This is a genomic window from Pseudomonas sp. PvP100 (assembly GCF_017833055.1).
Classification (GTDB): domain Bacteria; phylum Pseudomonadota; class Gammaproteobacteria; order Pseudomonadales; family Pseudomonadaceae; genus Aquipseudomonas; species Aquipseudomonas syringae.
In genome coordinates this window covers 173,872-197,292 of record NZ_JAFIBO010000001.1, presented here as the reverse complement: position 1 = coordinate 197,292, position 23,421 = coordinate 173,872, and the positions used below count along the sequence as shown (strand labels likewise).

Genomic DNA, 23,421 nt, shown 5'->3' with positions numbered 1-23,421 from the left:
GTGGGGTGACGCGCCTGCATATGAAATTATGCAGCTTTCTGTATGCCGTTACCCATCCAGTCGTTGTCACCACGATCAATCATCATGGTTGTAGCGTGCTGGAATAATTCCATCTCTTCCTCTGAAGGGTAGGAGACCGTATCGGCTGTCAAAGTGTCTTCAGGCACGAGTGTCAGTTTTTTTGCATCCATATCAGCGTTCATAGATAATCCCTCTATCGATTGATTGATTGGTTGTTCTTGAAAACACTCATCTGCTATTAAGCCTCTAAGAAAATGAGCGATTCAAGAACTTCAGAATACCTTTTACTGATGTCTGTTTTCTTTACAAAATGTTACAATTTGAATTGCAGTCCATTGTGCTTCTTCCAATCCGTTGTAGGTGATGGTTTTGACTGCCAGACTTGGCGATTAAGTGTGACGGCTCTCCGCGGGACCTTACGAGGTGCTATCAGGGGAAAACTCATCCATTGGAGTCTTCTGAAGATGGCTTTGACGAGTCCGCGATTCATAGCAAACACTCTTCGGCTATACATCAAAACGGTGTCAATGCTCAAAGCCAGACCTGCCCCTCATGAAACCCCATCCGATAGGAAAAGGGTTTCCTAATGCTTCAAATCATGGTTTTTGCGAACGTACCTCACATCTTGAGTGAGGTCCTCCATGAAGCTGCCACTGCGCCCTTCTCTTTCCCGCGCCACCGTACTGCAAATCCTGGCCCTGATCGTCCTGATCGGCATGCTGGTCTACCAGCAGTGGCAGATTCTCCACCTGAAGACAGGTTTTGAATCAGCTGCGAACCTGGAAACCGTCAACGCCATTACCCAACGCATCAATGGCGTGGATGACCGGCTCGATGCTGCCAGCCAGCTGAAGTCCGTGACCATCGATGATTTCAGGGCTGGCCAGCAGGCTCTTTCCAACCGCATCGATGCCGTTCAAGCCCTCCTGAAGCAGGTGCAGGAGGCGGCGAAGGACGCTGCCCAACAGGGTGCCTCAATGCAAGAAGTTGTGGTCATGAACGCTCGGATCGAGGAGCTGCAGGTGAAACTTCAGGACCTGCGTGCGGCTAAACCAGCATCTGTTCAAATCTCGGCAGCCAAGCCAAAGACTCCACCCCCCTCCCGCAAATCAACAGCACAAAGCAAAGTTCCGGAGGCTCCTCCACCGTTTTCGGTAGTGGGTGTGGAGTATCGCGGAGGCGAACGTTTCTTGTCAGTTGCCCCGCCTGGCAGCACTCAACTGAGTCAACTGAACCTGATACGCCCGGGCGACATGGTCGCGGGGAGCAACTGGCAGCTCAACAGCCTGGATGATTCGCGCGCCCTGTTCAGCATCAACGGCTCAACCCGCATTCTGCCCCTGCGCCTTTAGAGGTTCACATGACCGTTTACAACCTGCGAATGTTCACAATGACGGGAGTCATCCTGATCACAGCAGCTGGCATGGCCAACGCTGCAACCAACACCTCCGCACAGTCCACCAGTAGAGAGCACCAGAGCGCTTTGCTGGACAGCCAGTCGCAATCGAGCGACGAGATGCTGGCACGAGACTGGAACCTGAGTCCTCAGGAATGGCAGCGCTATCAAACGCTGATGCAGAGTTCACGAGGTGTGTATTCCCCCGGGCTGGATCCGCTGACTGCATTGGGTATCGAAGCCCGCAATGATGAAGAGCGCCGGCGGTATGCAGAGCTCCAGGTCAAAGCCGAGGCGCAGCGCACGGCAAAAGAATTGGCGTATCAACGCGCATATGACGATGCCTTTAAACGCCTCTATCCCAATCTGATGCCCATCGCCAGTTCGGCGCCCCAAGGGGCGACCGCAAGCCCTGCTAACCAGGGCAATGGCCGATTGGCAGTGTTCGTCAAGGACGATTGCCCGGAGTGCTCAGTTCGGGTTAAGGCCCTTCAAGCTCAGAAGCAGCCGTTTGACGTGTACATGGTGGGTAGCCAGAACGACGATGAGCGAATTCGCAACTGGGCGATTGTCTCGGGGATCGACCCTGCGAATGTCAGAACCCGACAAATCACCCTCAACCATGACGGTGGACGTTGGCTTGGCCTGAGCTTGGGTGGCGAGTTACCGGCCGTTGTGCGAGAGGTGAATGGGCAATGGCTGCGTCAGTGACGTGGGCAGGCCTTGCCCTGCTGTGCTTCGTGTTGACAAGCCATGCAGCCGAGCTTCCCCCGCCGGCTTATCAGTTGGCTGCCCGCGCAGCGAACATTCCGTCGGAAGTGCTCTACTCGGTGGCACTGCAGGAAAGTGGGACCCCACTGCGGGGCCAACTGGTCCCGTGGCCTTGGACGCTGAACGTTGCCGGCGCTAGTTATCGTTTTGCAACCCGTGCCGATGCCTGCACCGCACTTATCATCGCACTCGCGCAGGCGGGTCCCAAGCGGGTCGACGTCGGATTAGGTCAGGTCAACATGGGCTGGAACGGCCAGAGATTTAAATCAAGCAATCCGTGCGACGCGCTCAATCCCTACAAGAACCTCGATGTAGCTGCACAAATGCTCGCCGAACTGCGCGCGCTTGGCGGTGACTGGATCACCGTAGCCGGACGCTATCACCGCCCTGCCGGCGGCGCTCCAGCAGCCAATTACCGCAAGGCCTTTGCCAAACATCTCAGTCGGGTAACCGGCATCCAAATGCTGGTGACCAATCCATGACCCGATCAGTGATCCTCGGCGCAGCGCTCTGCCTGCCATTTGTGATCTGCCAAGCTGCAGAGCTCACCGTGGTTGAAGACAAAGGTGGTGACTCAGCGCTGCCTTACTATCGATCTCTCAATCCCGAGCCGTCCTCTTCTGTCTCAAATGACCTGACCTCGCAACTGGATCCTGTAGCAGCACAGGGTTTGCCGGTACGCACCACTCGAATGACTCCGGGGACAGTTCAGGGCCGAATCATCAACGCGCCAGGCCTGCAGCCTTTGTTCCTGGTCGGGGACGATGAAACTTCACGCCGATGGCTACAAGAACGCGGTGCGGTGCTGAAGCAGATGCAGGCCGTAGGACTGGTGGTCAACGTGGCCACACAAGAACGACTTGCCGTAGTCAGGAGTTGGTTGCCCGACGCGCTGGTGTCCCCCGCATCAGGTGACGAGCTTTCTCAACGACTCGGCCTGAATCACTATCCGGTGTTGATCACCCCAACCGCCATCGAGCAATAGGAGGTCGGGTTATGGCTCACGATTACGCCATTGAATCACTTCTCAGACCCGCTGTAGAGCTGTACACCGTGTACGTGTGCGCTGCAGGTGCATTCCTGTGCGTGTTCGCTCCCTGGGCGTTTGCGCTTACTCCGCTGTTCGGCATCGTGACCTCCGCGGGCTTTCTCGCTTTGGGCTTAGTGCGTCTGAAACAAGCTTGGCAGGTGCTGCGCTATCGTCTAAACATCCGTCGACTGCCTCATTACACGATGACCAGTAAAGAAGTGCCGGTGAGCAATCAACGTCTCTTCATCGGTCTTGGCTTCCGTTGGCAGCAGCGCCATACCCAGCGGCTGATGGACACTTACCTGCCGAAGTACGCCAGCTACGTTGAGGCCACCTCACTGTTCCGCGCAGCGCGTCGCTTTGAGGAGAGAGCTGAGTTCGCTCCATACCCTGTCCGGCTTCTGGCCAGAGCAACATCATGGGACGTGCCCATCAATCCTGTGCGACCTCTGCCACCCGTAGGCGGCTTGCCAAGGCTGCACGGCATCGAGCCATACGAGGAGAACGTCTCTCTCCCGTTGGGCGAGCGAGTAGGCCATTCGATTGTTCTGGGCACCACCCGTGTCGGAAAAACGCGCCTGGCTGAATTGTTCATCACTCAGGACATTCGGCGGAAAAAGCACGGCAAGCACGAGGTCGTCATCGTCTTTGATCCAAAGGGCGATGCAGATTTGCTCAAGCGCATGTATCTCGAAGCCAAACGCGCCGGCCGCCTGAACGAATTTTATGTGTTCCACCTGGGCTGGCCAGATCACTCGGCACGCTACAACGCCGTTGGGCGTTTTGGGCGGATTTCAGAGGTGGCCACCAGGATCGCTGGGCAACTCTCCGGGGAAGGTAACTCAGCAGCATTCCGTGAATTCGCTTGGCGATTCGTGAACATCATCGCAAGAGCCCTCGTCGCGCTGGGCCGTCGACCTGACTACCTGCAGATCCAGCAGCACGTGATCAACATCGAAGGGATCTTCCAGGAGTATGCCTCTAAATACTTTGATGAATATGATCCAAAGGCCTGGGAGGCGATCGTCGCTATTGAAGGCAAGCTCAACGAAAAAAACGTACCGTTCAACATGAAGGGCCGGCCGTTCCGTGTGGTGGCCATCGATCAATACCTGTCTCAGACGCGCGTGGCAGATCCAGTGATGGATGGACTGCGCAGCGCGGTCCGCTACGACAAGACCTATTTCGACAAGATCGTCGCCTCGCTGCTGCCACTGCTTGAGAAGCTGACAACAGGCCGCATGGCGGAACTGATCTCGCCCGACTATCAGGACGTGAACGATCCTCGACCGATCTTTGACTGGATGCAAGTGGTCCGCAAAAAGGCCGTGGTTTATATCGGCCTGGACGCCTTGTCGGACACAGAGGTCGCCGCTGCCGTCGGCAACTCTATGTTCTCCGACCTGGTCTCGGTCGCTGGCCATATCTACAAGTTCGGTGTCGACGACGGACTACCGGACAGCGTCCCTGGCACCAAAGTGCCTATCAACCTCCATGCCGATGAGTTCAACGAGCTGATGGGTGAGGAATTCATTCCGATGATCAACAAGGGTGGCGGTGCCGGCATGCAGGTGACTGCCTACACCCAGACAATGAGCGATATCGAAGCGAAGATCGGCAACAAGGCCAAGGCTGGCCAAGTGATCGGTAACTTCAACAACGTGTTCATGCTGCGCGTCCGCGAAACGTCCACTGCCGAGCTGCTGACAAACCAGTTGCCTAAGGTTCAGGTTTTCACATCCACCCCGGCCAGCTCGGCGAATGACAGTGCAACGGGCAATACCGCGTTCACATCCTCCAGTCATGACCAGGTGCAGCAGGTCAGCGTGCCAATGATTGAGCCAGCGCATGTCGTCGGCCTCCCCAAGGGCCAATGCTTTGCGCTCATGGAAGGCGGCAATCTGTGGAAAATCAGAATGCCTTTGCCTGGCCATGATCCTGATGAAGTAATGCCGGCAGATCTGCAGGCCTTGGCGGAAAGCATGCGTCAGACGTATCAGGTGGGCAAGGTCGACGACACTGGCTGGTGGTCAGCGCCTGGTTATCAGACGCTCAACGAGTCGCTGCCTGCAGATCTGCTCGACGACTTCAAAAAAATCGCTGTTGCACCTGAGGATGTGGCATGACTCTCGGCGGTTTGAGCGATCGGCAAGGGGGCATCTGATATGGCTGACGTTGCCGATCGCGCGAAACAGCAACAAGACCACGAACAGTCGTTCATAGGATCTCTCTTCACCCTGCCATTCCGATTCGCTGCAGTTATGTTCCTCTCTCTGGGGGGAGCCATTATCGTCGAATGGATCTGCATGTACTTCTTCTGGCCGGAGGCCGGTTGGCAGCATGCTCGTGCGATGCTCAATCATGAACTCAGTTGGCTCTCCAAGGGGTTCCTGCAGAGTGTGGTTGTTCAAGAGCCAGGCCGAACAGCGACATGGCTGGTCCAAACCACATATGACTGGCTAGTGGTCAAGACTGGGCTTCAGGACTGGGTTCAACATACCGCTGATTATGCTGCGACAGGACAACGATCACGCGGTGTCGATATGCGCTACATGCTCGGCGTGGGAGTCAGCAAGTTTCAAGATTACGGCCTTGCGGCGCTCTACACGACACTGGTGTTTTGCGTGCGCCTGGTGATCCTGACCCTCGCAATCCCGTTATTTGTGATGACGGCGTTTGTTGGTTTTGTGGACGGACTGGTGCGCAGAGACTTGCGGCGGTTCGGTGCCGGCCGTGAGTCCAGCTACCTGTATCACAAAGCTCGAGCAACGATGGTGCCGCTGGTGATCATCCCCTGGAGCCTCTACCTGGCTCTGCCATTCAGCGTGAGCCCATTGTTGGTGCTCCTGCCATGCGCAGCACTGCTCGGCCTGGCGGTCAGCATTACGGCGTCCAGCTTCAAAAAATACCTTTAGGTGCCCTCCATGCAATGGACAGAAGAACAACTGCCAGCTATTCACTCCTTCGCAAAGAAGCTACTGGTCCAGGCGTTTGCCGGTACCGGGAAGACAACGACACTCGTCGGTTACGCCACACATAACTCGTCGGTCAAAATGCTGTACCTCTGCTACAACAAAGCCGTTGAGATCGCGGCAAAGAACCGTTTTCCACGCAATGTGACCTGCAAAACAGCTCACGGCCTCGCCTACGCTGTCTATGGCAGCCAGTACAAACACAAGCAGGCAGGCAATCTGCGTTTGACCGACGTCGCGAGGACGATCAATACCCAGGATTGGGAGCTGGCCAAAGACATCGTTTCTACCCTCAATGCCTTCATGGCCAGCAAGGATCTGGAGCTGCTTGAAGACCACTTTGTGCGATTCCAGAGCAACCGCACACTGACCTCGGTCCAGCAGCAGTACATGAGTAAAGCGCTCAACCTGACCAGAGACGTTTGGGAGAAGATGGTCGATATCAACGATCGCTCAGTCCCCATGACGCACGATGGCTATCTGAAGCTCTACCAGATGAGCCAACCAGATCTGAGCCAGCGCTTCGGTGCGATCCTGCTCGACGAAGGGCAAGACGTGAACCCGGTCATTGCGAATCTGGTCCAGATCCAAAAAATCACGCAAGTCACCGTCGGTGATCGACATCAGCAGCTCTATCGGTTCAGGGGCGCTGTTGATGCGTTAAACAGCCCCGCAATGAAGGACGCTGAGAAACACTTTCTGACCCAGAGCTTCAGATTTGGGCCGGCAGTTGCCTACGTGGCCAACGTCATCCTGTCCTTCAAGGGTGAAAAGATCCCCCTGCAAGGCCTGGGACAGCCAACATTGGTAAAACGAGCCCTACCGGAGGATCTACCTCACCGAACCTACCTGCACCGCACTGTGAGCGGTGTGATCGAGAACGCGCTGCGCCTGGTCAACCAAAACCACCGCATGCAGTGGATCGGAGGGATCGACAGCTATTCCTTGCGCGATCTGGAGGACCTGTTCTATTTCAGCCGGCACATGAATGACCAGATTCAGCAGCGAAAACTGCTCACTGATTATGCCGATTACGACCAGTATGTCGTGATCGCGAAGGCCACGCAGGATCCTGAGATGCTGCGTTCGATCAAAATCATCGAAAACTACCCAGACCTACCTCACCGAATCGAGCAGCTGCGTGCTGCTTCAGTCACGTCGGAGCTCGATGCAACCGTGACCCTCAGCACCGCGCATAGAGCCAAAGGTTTGGAGTGGGACTTCGTTGGGCTTTATGAGGATTTTTCTGCGGATCCGCTCTCGCCTGACATCGATGCCGGCAAGCGCGACGATGAGCTGAACCTTCTATACGTCGCTGTCACACGGGCCATGAAGATTCTGGCCGTCAACTCGCTGGTCATCGACATCATGCAACGCTTCAAAGACAACCGATCCGTAATCGCGGCCATAGCGTGAGGCTGACCCATGAGCACTTTTGAATACACCCAGACCTTCGTCCCCCTCCCTTACAAAACCGTGACCAGCGGCGTGTTTATGTTCAAGTCGACAGATGAGACAACTCAACCGGATGTTGAGAGGTATCTGAGCAACCCTGAAACTCTGGCCGTATTGAATCGCCATGGCAAAGAAGGATGGGATCTGGTGAGCGTTCAGCAGATCAACCGCGGCCATGAACAGATCGGCAACCAAAACGCGCAGGGCTGGGCGTTTGGCTACGCGATCAGCACCGGTTTTTTGTTCTTCTTCAAACGCTGCACCACACCGTTAACTTCATTGGACAAACCCCCTCAGACCTAAAAAGGGTTTCGTACTGATTCCATCCGGGCCGATGGGCATGCTGTGGACATAGATTCCTACAGCTTCCAAGGCCCGCGACGTGAAAATCAAACTCCCCGCGATCAGATCAACGTCTTCACACGTGCAGATCTGCTTGACCGCAGTCCTCCTGTGCACGCCGATGCTCTCCACGTATGCCCGGGCGGCCGGCACGGCTTCTGAACAGGCCAACGTGGAAGTAATGATTCGCCAGCTCAATGCGCTTGAGGCCGTAGCACAGCGCAGCGCTGACCTACCCAGTGAATCGGCCCAGCGCTATCACCTGGACTACTCCAGATTAGTCAGCGATATCGCACGCATTCGCCAAGGCCTGCAGGATTATCTGACTCCCTCTCGGGCACAGCCCCGCGACCCAGTCGAGATATCAGGCCAATACAACGTCAGCGGTGATCACACGCGATGACGATGTCCTCCACCCAGATCAGTGCCTTTCAGGCCGCTGCCGGCTTTTCACCGGCCAACAGCAACACGCTGTGGACCGGGCTTGCTATGGGCATCCTGATTCTGTGGGGCGTCTGGGTGTTTACAAGCATTTATCGCGGTTGGGCGACAAGAAATCTTGCAGCTCCAGCGGCTGCAGTAGCAGCTACTCGCTGGGCGGTGCTGTTCATGATTATGACTTTCATGCTGTTGAGTTGATTTTTCCAAGGAGACAAAGATGACGCTGTATCGATTACTTTCCCAGGCATTTGCCCTTTTTCAGTCCCGCCGCTCGATCGTCCTGATGGCGGTAACCCCAGGTAGTGCTTTTGCAGCGCTACCAGGCGCACAGGCTCCGACGCGCGGCACGGGGACCAGCTTCATACAGACGATTCAAAACTACGCGTTTGATGGCTTCACACTACTGGGGTTGTGTCTCTGCGCTTACGGCATCGTGATGGTCGGACGCCATGCGCTTGGCGTCTTCCACGAAATCCATATGGGCAAAGCCAAATGGGCTGACTTGGGCAGCACTGCCATAGTCGGTGTGTGCTTGATTGGCGTCACGATCTACCTGGTCACTACAGCTTCCAACATCCTTTGAGTCGCAGAGGCTTCCATGACTGAGCTCCAGCAAGATCAGCATGAAGACGGCACCCTGCGTTTTCTGCCAAGTCGATTGAACAATCAGCCAGTGGTGATTGGCGGTCTTACGGCGGACGAGATGTGGGTCACTGTATTTGGCTGTGGTGGGTTTGGCTTTGTGATTGGTCTGCCGCTGGCCTTCATGGTGACTCCATCCATGCCGGTGGTATGCGCCCTCATAGGAGGAGTATTGGGAATGCTCATCGCATCTAGGGTCTTGCGACGCCTTAAACGCGGTAGACCAGAGACATGGGTCTACCGCAGGTTGCAGCTACAAACGGCGATGCTCGGCCCGACCTCATTCAACAAAGCCAACCTGGTCCTTCGATCAGGCAACTGGACTTGCCGCCGGAGCGAGCACCGATGAGCCGTTTCTTGAAGTTGGCCGACTCACAACGCGCCCACATCACAAGCTTGAGAATAGCCATTGTATTGCTCGCGCTTATTAATGCCGGGCTCGGTGTCGGCTGGTGGAGCGCCCCCAAGCAATTGACCGTTCACGTTCCGCCAGATCTGAGGTCTGGAAGCACGCGAATGTGGTGGGATGTCCCTCCCCAATCGGTATACACATTCGGCCTGTACATCTTTCAGCAAATGAACCGGTGGCCGGTCGACGGCGAGCAGGACTACCAAGCCAATATCACCCGTCTGGATGCTTACATCACGCCATCTTGCAAGCATTACCTGCAGAGTGATTTTGAACTGCGCAGGTCCAGCGGTGAGCTACGCAAGCGCGTCCGGGGCGTGTACGAAATTCCAGGCCGAGGCTATGGAGATTCGCCAGAGATTAGGACGGTGACCAACTCTATCGACGATTGGACCGTGACGCTGGATATCACAGCAGACGAGTATTACGGCGGGCAGTTGGTCAAGCGTGCCCTCGCGAGATATCCGCTCCACGTTGTACGTATGGACGTCGACCCCGAAACCAATCCCTTCGGTTTGGCCTGGGACTGCTACAACGGCGCACCACAACGCATCGAGGGCAACGTTGAAGCTCCTGCAACTCCGTCAAAAGGAGTCTTCAAATGAGTGTTTTGCGAGTAATCACATGCTCGACATTACTGGCGGTGTTGGCTGGCAACGCCCAAGTCGCCTCAGCGGTCGAGATTCTGCGCTGGGAGCGGTTGCCGCTGGCCATTCCTCTGCGCATCAATCAGGAACGCATCGTCTTCGTTGATCAGAATGTTCGTGTTGGACTCCCGCGTTCGCTGACTGAAAAGCTGCGGGTGCAGAGTACGGGGGGCGCGATCTACCTATATGCGAAGGAAGCGATAGAGCCAACTCGACTTCAGCTGCAAAACGCCAAGACCGGTGAGATCATTCTAGTCGACATCGCTGCTACAGAGGCATCTACGGATCAAACGCCGCTCGAGCCGGTGAAGATAGTCGAAGGTGAAACATCATCAGCACGCTATGGAGGGGCTGCTACAGCACGCTCAGCCAACGCCACTACGAAGAACACGGACTCAACCAGCCGTTCAAGCGATGAAGACGATGAACCAGAGGAAGTGGTCAAGCGAGAAACGCCCGTCCCAGTCGTCCTCACCCGCTATGCAGCCCAGATGCTCTATGCGCCGTTGCGCACCGTTGAGCCTGTAGACGGCATCGCCCAGGTGAAGGTTGAGCGCAGCCTTGATCTGGCGACCTTGCTTCCCACTCTACCTGTGAAGTCCACACCCTTAGGCGCATGGCGTCTGGATGATTTTTGGGTGACTGCCGTGAAGCTGCAGAATCAGACGGCGCAGCGGATCACGCTTGATCCTCGAGAGCTCATGGGTGAATTCGTCACTGCAGCGTTCCAACATCCTTATCTTGGATCACGCGGCGATGCCAGTGACACCACGACCTTGTACCTGGTCACGCGGGGACACGGGCTGACACAGGCGGCCGTATTCTCGGCGACCCAAACAGATCCGCGTGCAGCGCAAGGAGCGAAGCATGAAAGGTAATCCGCTGCTCAAGTACCTGGTGATTCCATTCCTCCTGCTTGTGATTTTCGTCGGCATCAAATCACTGGGAAGTGCCCCCGCACCAAGTACCGAAACCCCTGCTCCAAAACTGACGGCTGAGCAAGCCAAAGCCCTGGGTGTGGAAGGCGACACGCCGAGCGACACGCTGCGCACGGTCGTCGCTGAAGGACGCGAGCTCAAGCAACAGATCACCGACGTCATCGCACAGAACACTGCGGTCAAACAGGATAACGAGACACTCAAACAACGACTGGCAAACATTGATCAGACCGTCGACCAGCGCCTTAAAAACGCCCAGGAGCAGTTCAAGCTGGATAGTCAGCAGCAACAGCAGAGCGTGTTGGAGGGCTTGCGCAAACAGATGGATGAACTGACCCGAATGGGACAAAACAGTAATTCCAATTCGGACCTACCGATTGGTTTGGGTGTTCAGCCTGGTGATGGCCAACAGTTCAAATCGGAAACAAGCGGTTCAGACATCGTGTGGATTGATCCACAGGACGCGACGGCCCTGGACAGTAACGGTAAACCGATCACTGCCGGCAATAGCGTCCCAGCCAGCGCCTACAGCTTTCCTACAGCCTTCGGCGAGTCCGTAGACCGAGGACAGAAAGCGCTCACGACAGGTGCTCAGTCTGTCCGCGATGACATGGGTGGCCAGCAACAGGAGCGTAAGAAGGTAAGACGTGCCTACACCCTCCCTCAAAACTCGACGTTGATGGGCTCGGTGGCCATGTCCGCATTGATCGGCCGGGTTCCTGTTGATGGGACGGTTAATGACCCCTACCCGTTCAAGGTTCTGATCGGTCCGGACAACCTGACTGCCAATGGCATCGACCTTCCTGACGTAGCCGGTGCGGTGGCCAGCGGTACAGCGTCCGGCGACTGGACCCTCTCATGCGTGCGGGGGCAGATCAAAAGTCTGACCTTCGTGTTTACCGACGGCACTGTCCGCACGTTGCCGGCACCGGTTCAGGGTGGCAATCAACAGAACAACAACCAGAACAACTCTGGAGACCAACAACCCATCCAGGGTGGTCTTGGCTGGATCAGTGATCCATATGGCATTCCCTGTATTGCGGGCGAGCGACGCAGCAATGCGCAGCAGTACATCGGTTCACAAGCCCTCATCACCGCAGCAGGCGCTGGAGCAGCATCGTTGATCAAGACCGAGGGAAGCACCTCCTCATACGTCTCGAACGCATCTGGGACGCTGGGTAGCACCGGTTTGTCTGGTAACGAGGCGATGGGGAAGATCCTGACCCAAGGAGTCACGGACGTTTCGAGCTGGGTTAACAAACTCTACGGACAAGCGTTCGCGGCCATTTATGTCCTGCCTGGTGCGCAAGTCTCACTGCACATCGATCAAGAGCTGGAAATTGACTACGAACTCAAAGGCCGCAAGGTCAAGTACGCCTCAGGAGCGAACCATGCCAATGCCAACCTGGATTGATCACTTGGGCTCAGCGCGCAGCGCGCTGTTGTATTGCGTTCTCACGGCGGGATTGCTGGCTGGATGCTCGACAAACAAAGAGCAAATGCTGCCGCATGGTCAAAACACCATGATGGACGTCTGGAATCAAGGCACGACCGGTTCGGCCGGCAGCGCTAGTGGCCGGCAGCTGCTCGATGCGCGTTCGGAGTTGCGCCGTCCAATCGATGTACGCGCAACCCAGCCCTTGCAGGACAGCGCGGCCTACACCCGTACCGCTCAAAACGAGATCTACAGCCAGTTCAAACGACTGCCCAATCCGGATCTTGTCATGTATGTGTTTCCGCACCTTGCGGGCTCCGATCCAGCACCAGTCCCTGGCTACACCACTGTGTTCCCTCTCTATCAGCGTGTGCAGTACGCCATGCCTGGCGAGCGGGTCGAGGACTACTGATGACTCTTTTTCAACGGCTCAAAAGCCGCGCGTCCCTCAATTCAGCTACGCAGACGGATATAGCGGGCGACCCTCTGCTGAGCGAGCCTCCAGCGGTCGAACTTGAACAGCCTGAGGATGATCTGGTTGGGGATTTGAAAGCTTCAGATCAAAACGATGTGGATGCTGCCCTTGAACGTTACCTGAAGCGACTGGAGGATCAGGGCATACCCGCGCCGGGCGATTGGAGAAACCCGAAGCAGAAGCCTGCCACAGTTGGCGACGTCGCCGCGCTGTACGACGTCAAGCCGAGCTTTGTCGACCTCCTTCCATGGATTGAGTACCTGCCAGCTGAGCAAGCGATGCTGCTTGAGGATGGCAAATCCTTGGCAGCATTCTTCGAACTGACTCCGATCGGCACTGAAGGCCGTGATCCCGAATGGCTTCGCAAGGTGCGCGATGCCCTGGAGAACGCGCTGCAAAACAGTTTTGACGAGCTCGATACTTCACCTTGGGTTGTGCAGTTCTACGCGAAGGACGAAACCAGCTGGGATGACTACCTTCGTAACCTGCGTGAATACATCCGACCACAGGCTAAAGGCAGCCCGTTCTCGGAGCTGTATCTGGATCTTTTCAAGCATCACCTCGATGCAATCGCCAAACCTGGTGGTCTTTTTGAAGACACCACAGTTTCAAAATTGCCTTGGCGTGGCCAGCAGCGCCGAGTGCGGGTAGTCGTATATCGCCGGGTAGTCGGTGATGCAGCGTTCCGTGGCCAAACCCCTGCCATGCACCTGGACAACATTTGTCAGCGTTTCACAGGAGGTCTGGCCAACGCCGGCATTGAAAGCAAACGGATGGACGGTTACGACATCCGACATTGGCTCCTGCAGTGGTTCAACCCTCACCCTGATCACCTGGGCACGACGCTCAAAGACTTTGATCGCTTCTTTCAACTGGTGAACAAACGCACAGAGGATGCAGGCGAGGATCTCCCACTGGTCACTGGCGACGACTTCGCCCAGGGACTCTTTTATCGAGAGCCAAAATCCGACAGTCAAAAAGGCTTGTGGTACTTCGATGGCCAGCCTCACAGAGTCATCATGCTGGATCGGCTGCGCGAAGCCCCGAAGACCGGCCACCTGACTGGCGAAACACGTAAAGGCGGTGATGCCTTGCATGCCCTGTTCGACAAGTTGCCTGAGGACACTGTGTTGGCCATCACCCTGGTCATCACACCTCAAGACGTGCTGGAGGCTCATCTTGAAAAGCTGGCACGCAAGTCGGTGGGTGACAACCAGGCTTCACTACTGACCCGCGAAGCGGTAAACGATGCCAGGAAACTGATCGGTCGTGAGCACAAGCTGTACCGAGGCAGCATCGCCTTTTACCTCAAGGGAAATGACGAAGCACAGCTCACCGCGCGCAGCATGCAGTTGACCAACGCATTGCTGGGTGCCGGTATGGAACCCGTAGCATCTGACGACGAGGTGGCCCCGCTCAACAGCTACCTGCGTTGGCTTCCCGGGAATTTCGACGTCAATCAAAAGCGAGCCATGGACTGGTACGTGCAGATGATGCTCGCCCAGCATGTTGCAAACCTGTGCCCGGTGTGGGGTCGCTCCAGTGGTACTGGGCATCCTGGCATCACGCTATTCAACCGTGGTGGGGCTCCACTGACATTTGATCCATTCAACAAGCTGGATCGTCAGATGAATGCCCACATGTTTCTGTTCGGCCCCACAGGTGCAGGTAAGTCCGCCACGTTGAATAACCTGCTCAACCAGCTCATTGCGGTTTACGCACCGCGCCTGTTCATCGTCGAGGCGGGTAACAGTTTCGGTCTACTCGGGGATTTCGCGAAAAAGCTTGGGCTGACAGTCAACAGGATCAAGCTGGCCCCGAACTCAGGCGTTAGCCTGGCTCCGTTCGCCGACGCTATTCGCTTGGTAAACACACCGAGCCAGGTCAAGACCTTGGACGCTGATGACTTAGAGAGCTCTGACGAGGACATGAATGCCAAGCCCGATGAAGACGATGATGAACGGGATGTCCTCGGCGAGATGGAAATCGTAGCCCGTTTGATGATCACCGGCGGTGAGGAAAAAGAGGAAGCTCGGCTGACCCGGGCTGACCGCAGCGTAATCCGACAGTGCATCCTTGCAGCGGCCAGAATTTGCTCCGACGCCGATCGCACCGTCCTGACGGAAGATGTCCGTAATGCGTTGCGCGCGGCCGGGGAAGACACCTCCATCCCGGAGGGCAGACGCAATCGGATGCTTGAAATGGCCGAAGCCATGGACATGTTTTGCATGGGCGCCGACGGGGAGATGTTCAACCGTACCGGTACGCCTTGGCCTGAGGCAGATCTGACCATCGTCGACTTGGCCACCTACGCACGTGAGGGCTACAACGCCCAGTTGTCGATCGCTTACATCTCGCTGATCAACACCGTGAACAACATAGCGGAGCGTGATCAGTACAAGGGCCGTCCTCTGGTCAACGTGACAGACGAAGGCCACATCATTACCAAAAACCCCCTCCTCGCCCCTTACATTATGAAGATCACCAAAATGTGGCGAAAGCTCGGGGCCTGGTTCTGGCTGGCAACACAGAACATGGATGACTTTCCTCCCTCGACTGCACCAATGCTCAACATGATCGAGTGGTGGATCTGCTTGAACATGCCGCCTGACGAAGTGGAAAAGATCTCCCGTTTCCGTGAGCTCACACCTGCACAGAAGGGCTTGATGCTGTCAGCACGCAAAGAGAGCGGTAAATACACCGAAGGCGTGGTTCTTTCGAAATCGATGGAAGTCCTGTTTCGCGCTGTTCCGCCGAGCCTGTACCTGGCATTGGCCATGACCGAGCCGGAAGAGAAAAAACAACGTTACGACCTGATGCAGTCCATGGGTGTCGACGAGTTGGGAGCTGCCTTGGAAGTAGCTGCAGATCTCGACCGGAAACGAGGTATTGAACCCCTGAACATTACATTCCCACCCCCCCCTGCATTGGAGAACCTGGCATGAGAGCCATGGATGCCCTGACTCAGAACCTGATCGACAGTCTGACTCAAATTCTTACGAACCCGCAGGAAGAATCCCTGATTGCATTGAAGATCTGCGCGCCGGTACTGATTGAGCACTTGCAAGTCGTGAAACATGTAGCGGTTGATCGTCGAGAGATCCAAACCCAACTGCACAAAGCACTGGATCAGTGGCTTGAGCATCACCCTCAGCCTGAAAGCGCTCAGAAAGCTCTTCTGACGCTGCTGGATCAGGAGCTGCTGGCAAAACAGATTTTCGACAAAGAGGCCTCCGCATGAAGCGACCGACGCGCCGGCAAATCCTCTACTGCATCGGTGCGGTCGCCTTGGCTATCTCAGCTTTTCTGCTGACCGAGCTGCAGAATAAGCCTGGCGTCACAGGTGGCCCCGTGGCGCCGGCAGCCGATCAGAAGAGACATAGTGGCGGATGGGTATACGGGAGCCGTGGCGCCCGTTTCACCATCGTCGAATATGCAGATCTGGAATGCCCCTACTGCAAGGATTACTTCCCACATCTCAAAGCCTGGGTTGATCAGCATCCAGACGTGAATCTTCAGTGGCACCATCTGCCCCTACCTATGCATGAGCCTGCAGCGGGCTATGAGGCCCGGTGGGCTGAGTGCGCGGGGATTGAGAGAGGCAATGACGCTTTTTGGCTCGCAGTCGAGCTCATTTATCAGCGTACTCGGTCGAACGGTGCTGGAACTGCTGGCAATCCGCAGATCCCTGGGCTCGAAGATCGACAGCACTTCATCGATACCTGTGCTGCGAGCAACCCGTCCGTGCAACAGGCAGTCATTAGCCAGGCTCACAAGGCAAGCCAGGACGGCATCACGGCCACACCTACGCTAGTCATCAAGGACAAACAATCTGGCCGCTCGATCAAGCTGCAGGGAGCACCTGACGGTGACGTGCTTCTTTCCGCAATGGACTGGCTGGCCACCACGAGATCAAGCGGCGTCACTGAGTGAGCGCTTATAATCCGATTCTCGGGCAGTTTAAGTGGCTAGGAGGGTAGGAGGTAACCGCTTTTTAAATTTTATGCGTTGTCGCTATAGTGAATTCGATCTCTCAGATACGCCAGTGCAAACCTAAAGCGTTACAGACGAAAATCCAAACTACAACCGGGAGACTAACCCTTAAGCGCCCGTGCAAAGTTTTTACCGCCGGGAACATCAGATGCTGTTTCAGAAAGCATTACCCGAGTTTGAGGGTCGTGGGACAGGGCAATAAAACTTTCGATAGGCCAATGATTTTTAATATATGCATTTAGAACCATCAATCTTAATCGCAGCCCTAAGTCCCAGTTGGAAAACCAACCTGACTTAGGTAACCAAGAATCCAAAATTTCGCAGGCTTTTCCGTGTAGACAGTTGTCCATGAGTTTTTCATGAACTGATTCAAAAAGCAACTCGACTCCTTTCTGTCCAGTGGCACTCGAAACTAGGGAAAGAACCAATAATGAACTGTTGAAAATGTCATCACGCTCGCCATTTAAGTCGATGGTAGCCCTTGAAAGAGCAACAACCCATGGCTCTGAGCCTACTGACAGAACCGCTTGGGAAGACAACCCCAGAAGCTGAAGAAAATCATACAACGTGCTTTTATGCGAGACAGCCCCCAAGACTTCGCTTGTCAAGAGTAGCTCTGGGCGACGGACCAATTCTGCACGCCACGCTTTTGCGCATGCAGCGCTGTTTTTATTCTCAGCCTTTATAACCTGCTTCGCTGCACGCAGTGGGAAGTAATTGAATATGGGTACAATCAGCTTCTCACTCCCCCTATGTATCAGGGATTGAATAAAGTCATCCAGCCTGGAATCCCGTTCATCGAAGAGGGATAGCTTGCTAGCTAAGTTTTCATCTTCTAGCTCAAGCGCACCAGTTTCAAATAACAGTTCTGGCCGCTCATCAAGCATACGGCCCTGCAGATCTGCAAAGTGTCGAGTCAACTCCCAAAACTCTGCAGAAGATATATTATCAGTCACGGATTTTAATATCTCGCTTTCGATGGGACCGTTTTTACTGGCAGATAGCTCCGCGAGCTCAAGCAATTGTTGAGAACAACTAGCCCAAAGCTCTTTAATACGCCTGACACCTTCAATAGAAGGATCTGGCAAAGATGGAATCTTGTTTTGCTGAACCCATCGACGTATTAGCGCAGGTTGCGCTGCAGGCATCAAAACACCATTTAAAAGGTCCAATTTAAGATCAAGTGCATCTTCCAGGTTCGGAAAATTCCTCTTCAACAGCTCACCTATTTTCTCCCCATCTACACTAGACATTCGAGTGGAATCGAGCCACAACTCAACAAGGGGTTTGAAAGAGCTTTTCTGCCGTCTGACGTCCAGCCCATAATGCCAAAGAAACTTACGTAGCTCTCCTCTTGAGAACTCCACTAAATCTTTACATGCTGCGGTCACCCACTCTGGATAGCGATCGCTAAGAGCACCTAGTGATTCTAGCGGGCTCTCGATTGAGGCCGTTATATCAAAACGAGCACTACCGATAGAAGAGGTGCTGCGGACTGCAGCAGTCTGAAAACGGAAATTCCTCCTCAGTCGCGGCCACTGTTGTGACCAAACGGCAAAAAGTGGTATATCCAGATCATCGGGCGCTGCTACATGAATTGATGAGTCTCCCCGGCCATACAGCGCATTGATTAATTTTTTGACCATATTATCGCTGGGGAGATTCGTAAGTTCACAAATTGGAATATCGCGGCTATGAAGCGCGTCGTTATATCGACCGAAATCTATACTTCCCCGTGGCCGTGAGAACAATCGCTGCAGTTTGGACAAATGATCTAATGATTCAAGAAGTGAGGGCTCAATTAACAAGGCATGTGTCCACACACATCCCGGCCGTGACATCTCAGGCGCTGTCCATGTGCGCATAAGCACATAGCGTCCTATGCTAGGCGCCGGAATCCCTGTCCAATAACCTTCAGATACCCCAAACATGGTGTTGGGCGCAAGATCGCTGAGCTCGGTGAGCAGGGATAACTCCCCTCCCAATGAAAGCGAAGATGACAGGAGTTTATGCCCATCGTCGTAGCCAAAGAGACATTGATCAATTTTCATTTTATAGCCGACATCAACCAGACCAAGGGTAAGGTAAGATCGTGCCCATCACCCTCTGGACCGACGATAGAGATTCGTCTGCTTGACTGGGGAAGCTTAGCCGCTGCATCAACGGCATCAGCATTTCGGAGATCAACTCCTTGGGCCGAGACTCCGTAAATCTCATGCTCAAAATATACATTATTAGTTTTCAAATATTGGTTGACTAATGGCATGTGACAGGCAAGCCAATCACGCGGAGTCATATTCATGCCCCTAGCCAAATCCCACGCTGAAATCATAATTGCGACACGCCTGCGGCGCTGAGTAAAGGGACTGCGCTGTAGATCGCTTAGTATTTGTACAATCTTTACCTGCCTTGGCAGATCTTCTCGCCGCCAAGCACGCCCATGGCCTGCTGGGCTAGCTCCAGAATTTCCGCTCTCATCATTTCTTTCCGCAGTTTGAGTTTGATCAGCATCTATGGGTGTCTCAGTCCCTGCAAACCCCAGTCGTGCATTTAACTCTGCAAGCGAAAGAAAATCCTCATACGTATTTGCAGTGATGAAGAACAAAACGCCATCATCTGCCGACACAGCATCAACAAACTCAGACCGACAACGACGCTCAATCACCTGCCTATCAAACACCTCGCCAGCAACATCAGGGAAGAATGCAATGCCACGTTCTCCGGTTTTTTGGTTGCGAAGGCCGATAGAGACATCGACCTCTTCTCCGTAGGTAGTTCGGGGCACGTGTTGAAATGTACGCCATGCCTCCGATATTTTGTTAAGGTATTTCAGATTACCTCTGTAACCATCAAGCGCTAAATTGCAGTCGGTGTCTCCAGCCTCAACCAGGTGCCAAAGAGCAGCTAGAAAGGTAGTTTTTCCCGACTCAGGTAGCCCCATCACAACAAATTTTGCGTTCATTACAGAGCTCTTCGTAATATCAAGCGATCAAACTCATCAGTTAACTCAGGTAGAGCCGGTTCGACCAGTTCGACTATGGGGGACGGCTCTAGCCAGCTGCGAAACAACGGTGCAATTCCAGTTCCTGCGGGTAGCCCTCCAGAAGGATCGCGAGCAGCTGTACGAAAAGACTCAACTCTGTATATTTCCCCAAACAGAGTCCGCATTTGATTCTCAAAGCCATCTAGAGCAGCACGCGCGTCGACAGCATCATCCCCATCTAATAAATCGTATTTCGTGGTCACAAATTGAAGTTTAACACCTGGCCTGATTGTGCCGGTCTCGATAAGAGCACGCACGATACTTCGCGCGGACGCAAACACTTCGGTTCGTTTCCGGTCGTTTAATATTCGTTCCCCGTCTACTACGAACGCGATTGCTTTGGCTAGTTGTAACTCCAACATCTCTGTGGCGCGAGCAGGAATATCTCTAACGTCACGATAAGTTTCGCCAGCGCGCTCTGAGATGAGCAAGTCTGTACGACTTTGAAGATTTTCTAGGTCCGCTACTGCAAGGTGGAAGAATCTGAGACCATCGCGGGCAGAAGTCCGAGGAGTATCCGGACGCTCTGCGCCCGATTCGGCACGGGATTGGAAATTTTTCATCTCAAAGCCAGACAAACTCCAACTTCCGGAGAAGCATGTGCCTGCAAAGGTTCCACGAAGAAACCTTTCATAAATCTCAGAGATTAACGTGGTCTTTCCGCCATTGCGCTCACCGACCACCGCGACAATCGAAGCAGCACGCCACCTCAGAAATTCGTTGGCGGTTTCAGCTGTCAACAGCTCAGAAGAAGGAAGCTGTATCCAATCGCTATCGGTGTCAGACGGTTCGTTGCCTTGAGACTGCTCAAAAACATCAATGTCCTCGTCCACATCCTCCAGCGCATCGACCTCGTCATGTTGGTCCATTACAGTAATTGTCCTAAGAGATGTTCATGGTACAGCTGGACGGCGAGCGAAATTGGCTCGAGCTCGATAGACGCATCAACGCCTGTCAAGGTTTTGAATCTTTGATGCCATGCCCCCTTCCCAAGAGTTCGAGCCAAATCGATGGCACTTGAAACGGGGGTAATTCTTGCCGGGAGTTCAGTACTGATCTCAAGGTTATTTAGGTCGCTCTGATCGAAGCTTTCAAGCGTCGCCAGCAACGACTTCGCCGATGGCGCTTTTTGTTTTTTTGAAGATGCGATGACTCGCTCAAGCATCGCAGGCGCCGCAATTGGGCCGAGTAGCGTAAAGGTTGTCAGGTTAGCTAGATCTACCGCGCCCACTAGCGCTGCTTGATAAGAATCTAGGCAGCTAAATCCTCGACAAAGAGACCTACTATGACCACCAAAAATCCACCACAGCATTTGGGATTCTTCGCGCATGAGCTTTACATGCCTATCAAGTTCAACAAGGGCACTAGTTGTCTGAGTAGCGTTAGATTTTACAAGTAACTGCGTCTCAGACCTCATGTCGCTCAGCACAGACAACAGTCCAGCCCAATCATTTATTGCCACCCCCTCCAATTGCTCCCCTAACGCTTTAGCGGGTGTAGGAGCGGTGATAGCAGTGGTAATTTTTTTCGGAGTACGATTGGCAACTGAAAATTTTGCGAGGGCGTCCTTCGCGACCGTAATCAACCAGTCAGCTTGAGCCGGACGAAACTTCCCAGCTACATGTGTGGTGTTTACAGCTAAAATTGCTCGAGCGTTGCCTTTGCTAATCAATTGGTCGAGTGCAATTGCCGCAAGAATGCAAGCTTCACGCGCCCCAGTCATAAGGCTAAATGTCGGATCGTCCTGGGCTACTTCGTCCCGGAACCAGCTCAAATCTATATCCGGTATTTCATAATAAGCTCCGACCAGGTCAAAAATACGTGCTGGTGTCGTGCCAGCCACAATGCGTTTGATTGACTCGCCCCGAGCATTAATGATCGGGCCAGTTGTTACCAAACCAGCCTCGGCGTACCGGTCCGCAAGTGTAGGTTGACTCATATTCCTTTATTTCATCCTTGTTCGGCGGAGTATACTGCGTCACGAAGGGCGTCAAGCTGACAACGCTCGTGCGCGCGAATAATGACAAGCCGGAATCGTTCATGGTCCGGAAGACGCATATCACTTTCTTGCAAAAGGTCAAGCCGACCAGCAATTTCAGACTTTTTGTTGAAAGACAGGCGATAAAAACGCAGTCCCAGGTCTCGGAGAGTATCCATGACGTCACCTTCCCCCACTGGAATTGCCTCCGATTCGATCGTGGAGGGAGTTCGCATGTCAGGAACGCTCGCTGGAGCGGCAGGCGGTCGCCAACTCCCTAGTGTTAGGGTATGGGCAAAATAATCAACGCCCATCTTGTCTCTTTTAGCAAAAAAACCATCTGGACCAGTCTGCCAAACTCTGACGTGCGCTTTGATGTCCAGCATTCTGCCTGTCGCCCTTGTCTGAACGGCTAATTCGACTAGATTGTAGCCCGGCTCCCAGCCTTGCTCGTGTCGGTCAGGGTTGGCAGCGCTTGCGGTTAGCCTGAAGTAGTCACGGTTCATCTCTACTCGATTGGTATGAACATGACCGAACATTTGCAGGCAAGCCACATGATTTAGATGATCTTCCAGCTCCCTCGCCTGAGCCAGCCAAGATAAATGATGATGCGCGATTACTAGGTTGACTACACCCGTCTCACGGGGAATCTGCATCGAAGCTGTGTCTACGAACAAACTTCTAGGTTGATCCCGGCTGCTTGATACGAACGAGGTATTCAGCCCCCAGAGGCGAAGGGTAGAACCATCATTCATCTTCAAGTCGCGTTTAGCGCGAGTTCTCTCAGGTGGAAGCAGGCTGCAAAAAAACTGACCTGCGAACTGGTTGTAATTATCCAGACTCCGATAAAGCAAGTTGCATGCTTCCGGATCTCTGAGCTGCCTAGTGATTTCAGCCGCAGGGTTGTCAGAACGCTTAATGCTTTCGTGAACCATCTGAACAAGATTGTGATCTGCAGATGAACGAACCACATCATGATTTCCAGGGACGACGAAAACAGCTGACGTCGGGCACCCGCAGGCATTACAAAGGTCCCGAAGCCAGTTGGTGGCGAAGGTGAACTCATCTGGATCCCCTGCAAAGGCGACGTCCCCAGAAATAACGATGGCGTCAGGGGGACCGAGACGATCACATTGTTCAACCACGTCAAGGACCAGCTCATGCCGAAGATGGAAATTCGGGTCTTGCACGGTTCCGACTTCTTGCTTGCGGAAATGGATGTCGGATAGATGAAGTATCAGCAAAATGCCACTCCCTGTGTTTTTTGTATCCTATGCCATGTCCATCCCAATAGAAATAGTCAGATAGAACGCTAATCACAATGGGTGACCTATCCATCTGAGTTCTAGGGACTGGGGTAATAGATCACTGGCGCGTGTGAGGTCAAATCGCACGTACGCAAACCCCAACCGTTCCGATAACGGTTGCTTAAT

25 protein-coding genes are annotated in these 23,421 nt (G+C 54.2%); 19 read left to right on the top strand and 6 right to left on the bottom strand.

The genetic code is table 11. The features are described 5' to 3' along the window. Positions 1-26: 26 nt before the first annotated feature. Positions 27-203 (bottom strand): hypothetical protein, encoded by a 177-nt coding sequence (locus tag JOE39_RS00930; protein WP_154292353.1) that lies wholly within the window; start codon positions 201-203, stop codon positions 27-29. Between the two features lie 459 nt (positions 204-662). Between JOE39_RS00930 and JOE39_RS00925 the strand changes: the two genes are divergently transcribed. The 19 genes from JOE39_RS00925 to JOE39_RS00835 all read left to right on the top strand — a co-directional run bounded on the left by JOE39_RS00925 (position 663) and on the right by JOE39_RS00835 (position 16,907). Next, the gene (locus tag JOE39_RS00925) at positions 663-1,373 is read left to right on the top strand and encodes a hypothetical protein (protein ID WP_044311788.1); all 711 of its coding nucleotides are present in this window, start codon (positions 663-665) and stop codon (positions 1,371-1,373) included. Between the two features lie 8 nt (positions 1,374-1,381). Further along, positions 1,382-2,128, top strand: a complete 747-nt coding sequence (locus tag JOE39_RS00920) for a TIGR03759 family integrating conjugative element protein (RefSeq protein ID WP_011267030.1) — start codon at positions 1,382-1,384, stop codon at positions 2,126-2,128. Continuing rightward, positions 2,113-2,670 (top strand): transglycosylase SLT domain-containing protein, encoded by a 558-nt coding sequence (locus tag JOE39_RS00915; protein ID WP_011267029.1) that lies wholly within the window; start codon positions 2,113-2,115, stop codon positions 2,668-2,670. The genes JOE39_RS00920 and JOE39_RS00915 overlap by 16 nt, the downstream gene beginning before the upstream one ends. After that, on the top strand, positions 2,667-3,173 hold the full coding sequence (locus JOE39_RS00910) for an integrating conjugative element protein (protein WP_058444013.1): 507 nt from the start codon (positions 2,667-2,669) through the stop codon (positions 3,171-3,173). The genes JOE39_RS00915 and JOE39_RS00910 overlap by 4 nt, the downstream gene beginning before the upstream one ends. 11 nt (positions 3,174-3,184) lie before the next feature. After that, positions 3,185-5,344, top strand: coding sequence for a type IV conjugative transfer system coupling protein TraD (traD, locus tag JOE39_RS00905; protein ID WP_058444011.1), 2,160 nt, complete (start codon positions 3,185-3,187; stop codon positions 5,342-5,344). Positions 5,345-5,383: 39 nt separating this feature from the next. Next, positions 5,384-6,133: a TIGR03747 family integrating conjugative element membrane protein gene (locus JOE39_RS00900; protein ID WP_058444009.1), complete on the top strand. Its 750-nt coding sequence runs from the start codon at positions 5,384-5,386 to the stop codon at positions 6,131-6,133. A gap of 9 nt (positions 6,134-6,142) precedes the next feature. Beyond that, complete coding sequence (locus JOE39_RS00895) at positions 6,143-7,606, top strand: UvrD-helicase domain-containing protein (protein WP_058444007.1); 1,464 nt, start codon at positions 6,143-6,145, stop codon at positions 7,604-7,606. Between the two features lie 9 nt (positions 7,607-7,615). Then, positions 7,616-7,948 (top strand): DUF4177 domain-containing protein, encoded by a 333-nt coding sequence (locus JOE39_RS00890; protein ID WP_058444005.1) that lies wholly within the window; start codon positions 7,616-7,618, stop codon positions 7,946-7,948. A gap of 79 nt (positions 7,949-8,027) precedes the next feature. Continuing rightward, positions 8,028-8,390, top strand: a complete 363-nt coding sequence (locus JOE39_RS00885) for an RAQPRD family integrative conjugative element protein (RefSeq protein ID WP_080397498.1) — start codon at positions 8,028-8,030, stop codon at positions 8,388-8,390. Beyond that, positions 8,387-8,626, top strand: a complete 240-nt coding sequence (locus JOE39_RS00880) for a TIGR03758 family integrating conjugative element protein (RefSeq protein ID WP_005783177.1) — start codon at positions 8,387-8,389, stop codon at positions 8,624-8,626. Before JOE39_RS00885 ends, JOE39_RS00880 begins: the two co-directional genes overlap by 4 nt. A gap of 19 nt (positions 8,627-8,645) precedes the next feature. Continuing rightward, a complete protein-coding gene (locus tag JOE39_RS00875) occupies positions 8,646-9,011 on the top strand; it encodes a TIGR03745 family integrating conjugative element membrane protein (RefSeq protein WP_058444003.1) in 366 nt (121 codons plus the stop codon). A 15-nt stretch (positions 9,012-9,026) separates the two neighbouring features. Beyond that, positions 9,027-9,419, top strand: coding sequence for a TIGR03750 family conjugal transfer protein (locus tag JOE39_RS00870; protein WP_058444001.1), 393 nt, complete (start codon positions 9,027-9,029; stop codon positions 9,417-9,419). After that, positions 9,416-10,084, top strand: coding sequence for a PFL_4703 family integrating conjugative element protein (locus JOE39_RS00865; protein ID WP_054994239.1), 669 nt, complete (start codon positions 9,416-9,418; stop codon positions 10,082-10,084). The genes JOE39_RS00870 and JOE39_RS00865 overlap by 4 nt, the downstream gene beginning before the upstream one ends. Next, positions 10,081-11,004: a TIGR03749 family integrating conjugative element protein gene (locus JOE39_RS00860; RefSeq protein ID WP_058443999.1), complete on the top strand. Its 924-nt coding sequence runs from the start codon at positions 10,081-10,083 to the stop codon at positions 11,002-11,004. Before JOE39_RS00865 ends, JOE39_RS00860 begins: the two co-directional genes overlap by 4 nt. Further along, positions 10,994-12,478: a TIGR03752 family integrating conjugative element protein gene (locus tag JOE39_RS00855; RefSeq protein ID WP_011267022.1), complete on the top strand. Its 1,485-nt coding sequence runs from the start codon at positions 10,994-10,996 to the stop codon at positions 12,476-12,478. Before JOE39_RS00860 ends, JOE39_RS00855 begins: the two co-directional genes overlap by 11 nt. After that, on the top strand, positions 12,456-12,911 hold the full coding sequence (locus JOE39_RS00850) for a TIGR03751 family conjugal transfer lipoprotein (RefSeq protein ID WP_074321243.1): 456 nt from the start codon (positions 12,456-12,458) through the stop codon (positions 12,909-12,911). The genes JOE39_RS00855 and JOE39_RS00850 overlap by 23 nt, the downstream gene beginning before the upstream one ends. After that, a complete protein-coding gene (locus JOE39_RS00845; RefSeq protein ID WP_210078035.1) occupies positions 12,911-15,919 on the top strand; it encodes a conjugative transfer ATPase in 3,009 nt (1,002 codons plus the stop codon). The genes JOE39_RS00850 and JOE39_RS00845 overlap by 1 nt, the downstream gene beginning before the upstream one ends. After that, on the top strand, positions 15,916-16,215 hold the full coding sequence (locus JOE39_RS00840; RefSeq protein ID WP_058443991.1) for a hypothetical protein: 300 nt from the start codon (positions 15,916-15,918) through the stop codon (positions 16,213-16,215). The genes JOE39_RS00845 and JOE39_RS00840 overlap by 4 nt, the downstream gene beginning before the upstream one ends. Beyond that, positions 16,212-16,907 carry a thioredoxin domain-containing protein gene (locus tag JOE39_RS00835; protein ID WP_058443990.1) on the top strand — a complete coding sequence of 232 codons (696 nt, stop codon included), beginning with the start codon at positions 16,212-16,214 and terminating at the stop codon, positions 16,905-16,907. Before JOE39_RS00840 ends, JOE39_RS00835 begins: the two co-directional genes overlap by 4 nt. A 161-nt stretch (positions 16,908-17,068) precedes the next feature. Here the strand turns inward: JOE39_RS00835 and JOE39_RS00830 are convergent, their stop codons facing one another. Genes JOE39_RS00830 through JOE39_RS00810 form a run of 5 tightly spaced genes read right to left on the bottom strand, consistent with a single transcriptional unit; the run spans position 17,069 to position 23,232 of the window. Beyond that, entirely contained in the window at positions 17,069-19,018 is a 1,950-nt protein-coding gene (locus tag JOE39_RS00830; protein ID WP_153000351.1) for a hypothetical protein, read from the bottom strand. Beyond that, entirely contained in the window at positions 19,015-19,929 is a 915-nt protein-coding gene (locus JOE39_RS00825; RefSeq protein WP_080397496.1) for a hypothetical protein, read from the bottom strand. The genes JOE39_RS00830 and JOE39_RS00825 overlap by 4 nt, the downstream gene beginning before the upstream one ends. Next, entirely contained in the window at positions 19,929-20,879 is a 951-nt protein-coding gene (locus JOE39_RS00820) for a hypothetical protein (protein ID WP_058443986.1), read from the bottom strand. Before JOE39_RS00820 ends, JOE39_RS00825 begins: the two co-directional genes overlap by 1 nt. Further along, a complete protein-coding gene (locus JOE39_RS00815) occupies positions 20,879-21,949 on the bottom strand; it encodes a GTPase-associated system all-helical protein GASH (protein ID WP_058443984.1) in 1,071 nt (356 codons plus the stop codon). Before JOE39_RS00815 ends, JOE39_RS00820 begins: the two co-directional genes overlap by 1 nt. 11 nt (positions 21,950-21,960) lie before the next feature. Then, complete coding sequence (locus tag JOE39_RS00810; RefSeq protein ID WP_058443982.1) at positions 21,961-23,232, bottom strand: metallophosphoesterase; 1,272 nt, start codon at positions 23,230-23,232, stop codon at positions 21,961-21,963. Positions 23,233-23,421 lie beyond the last annotated feature (189 nt).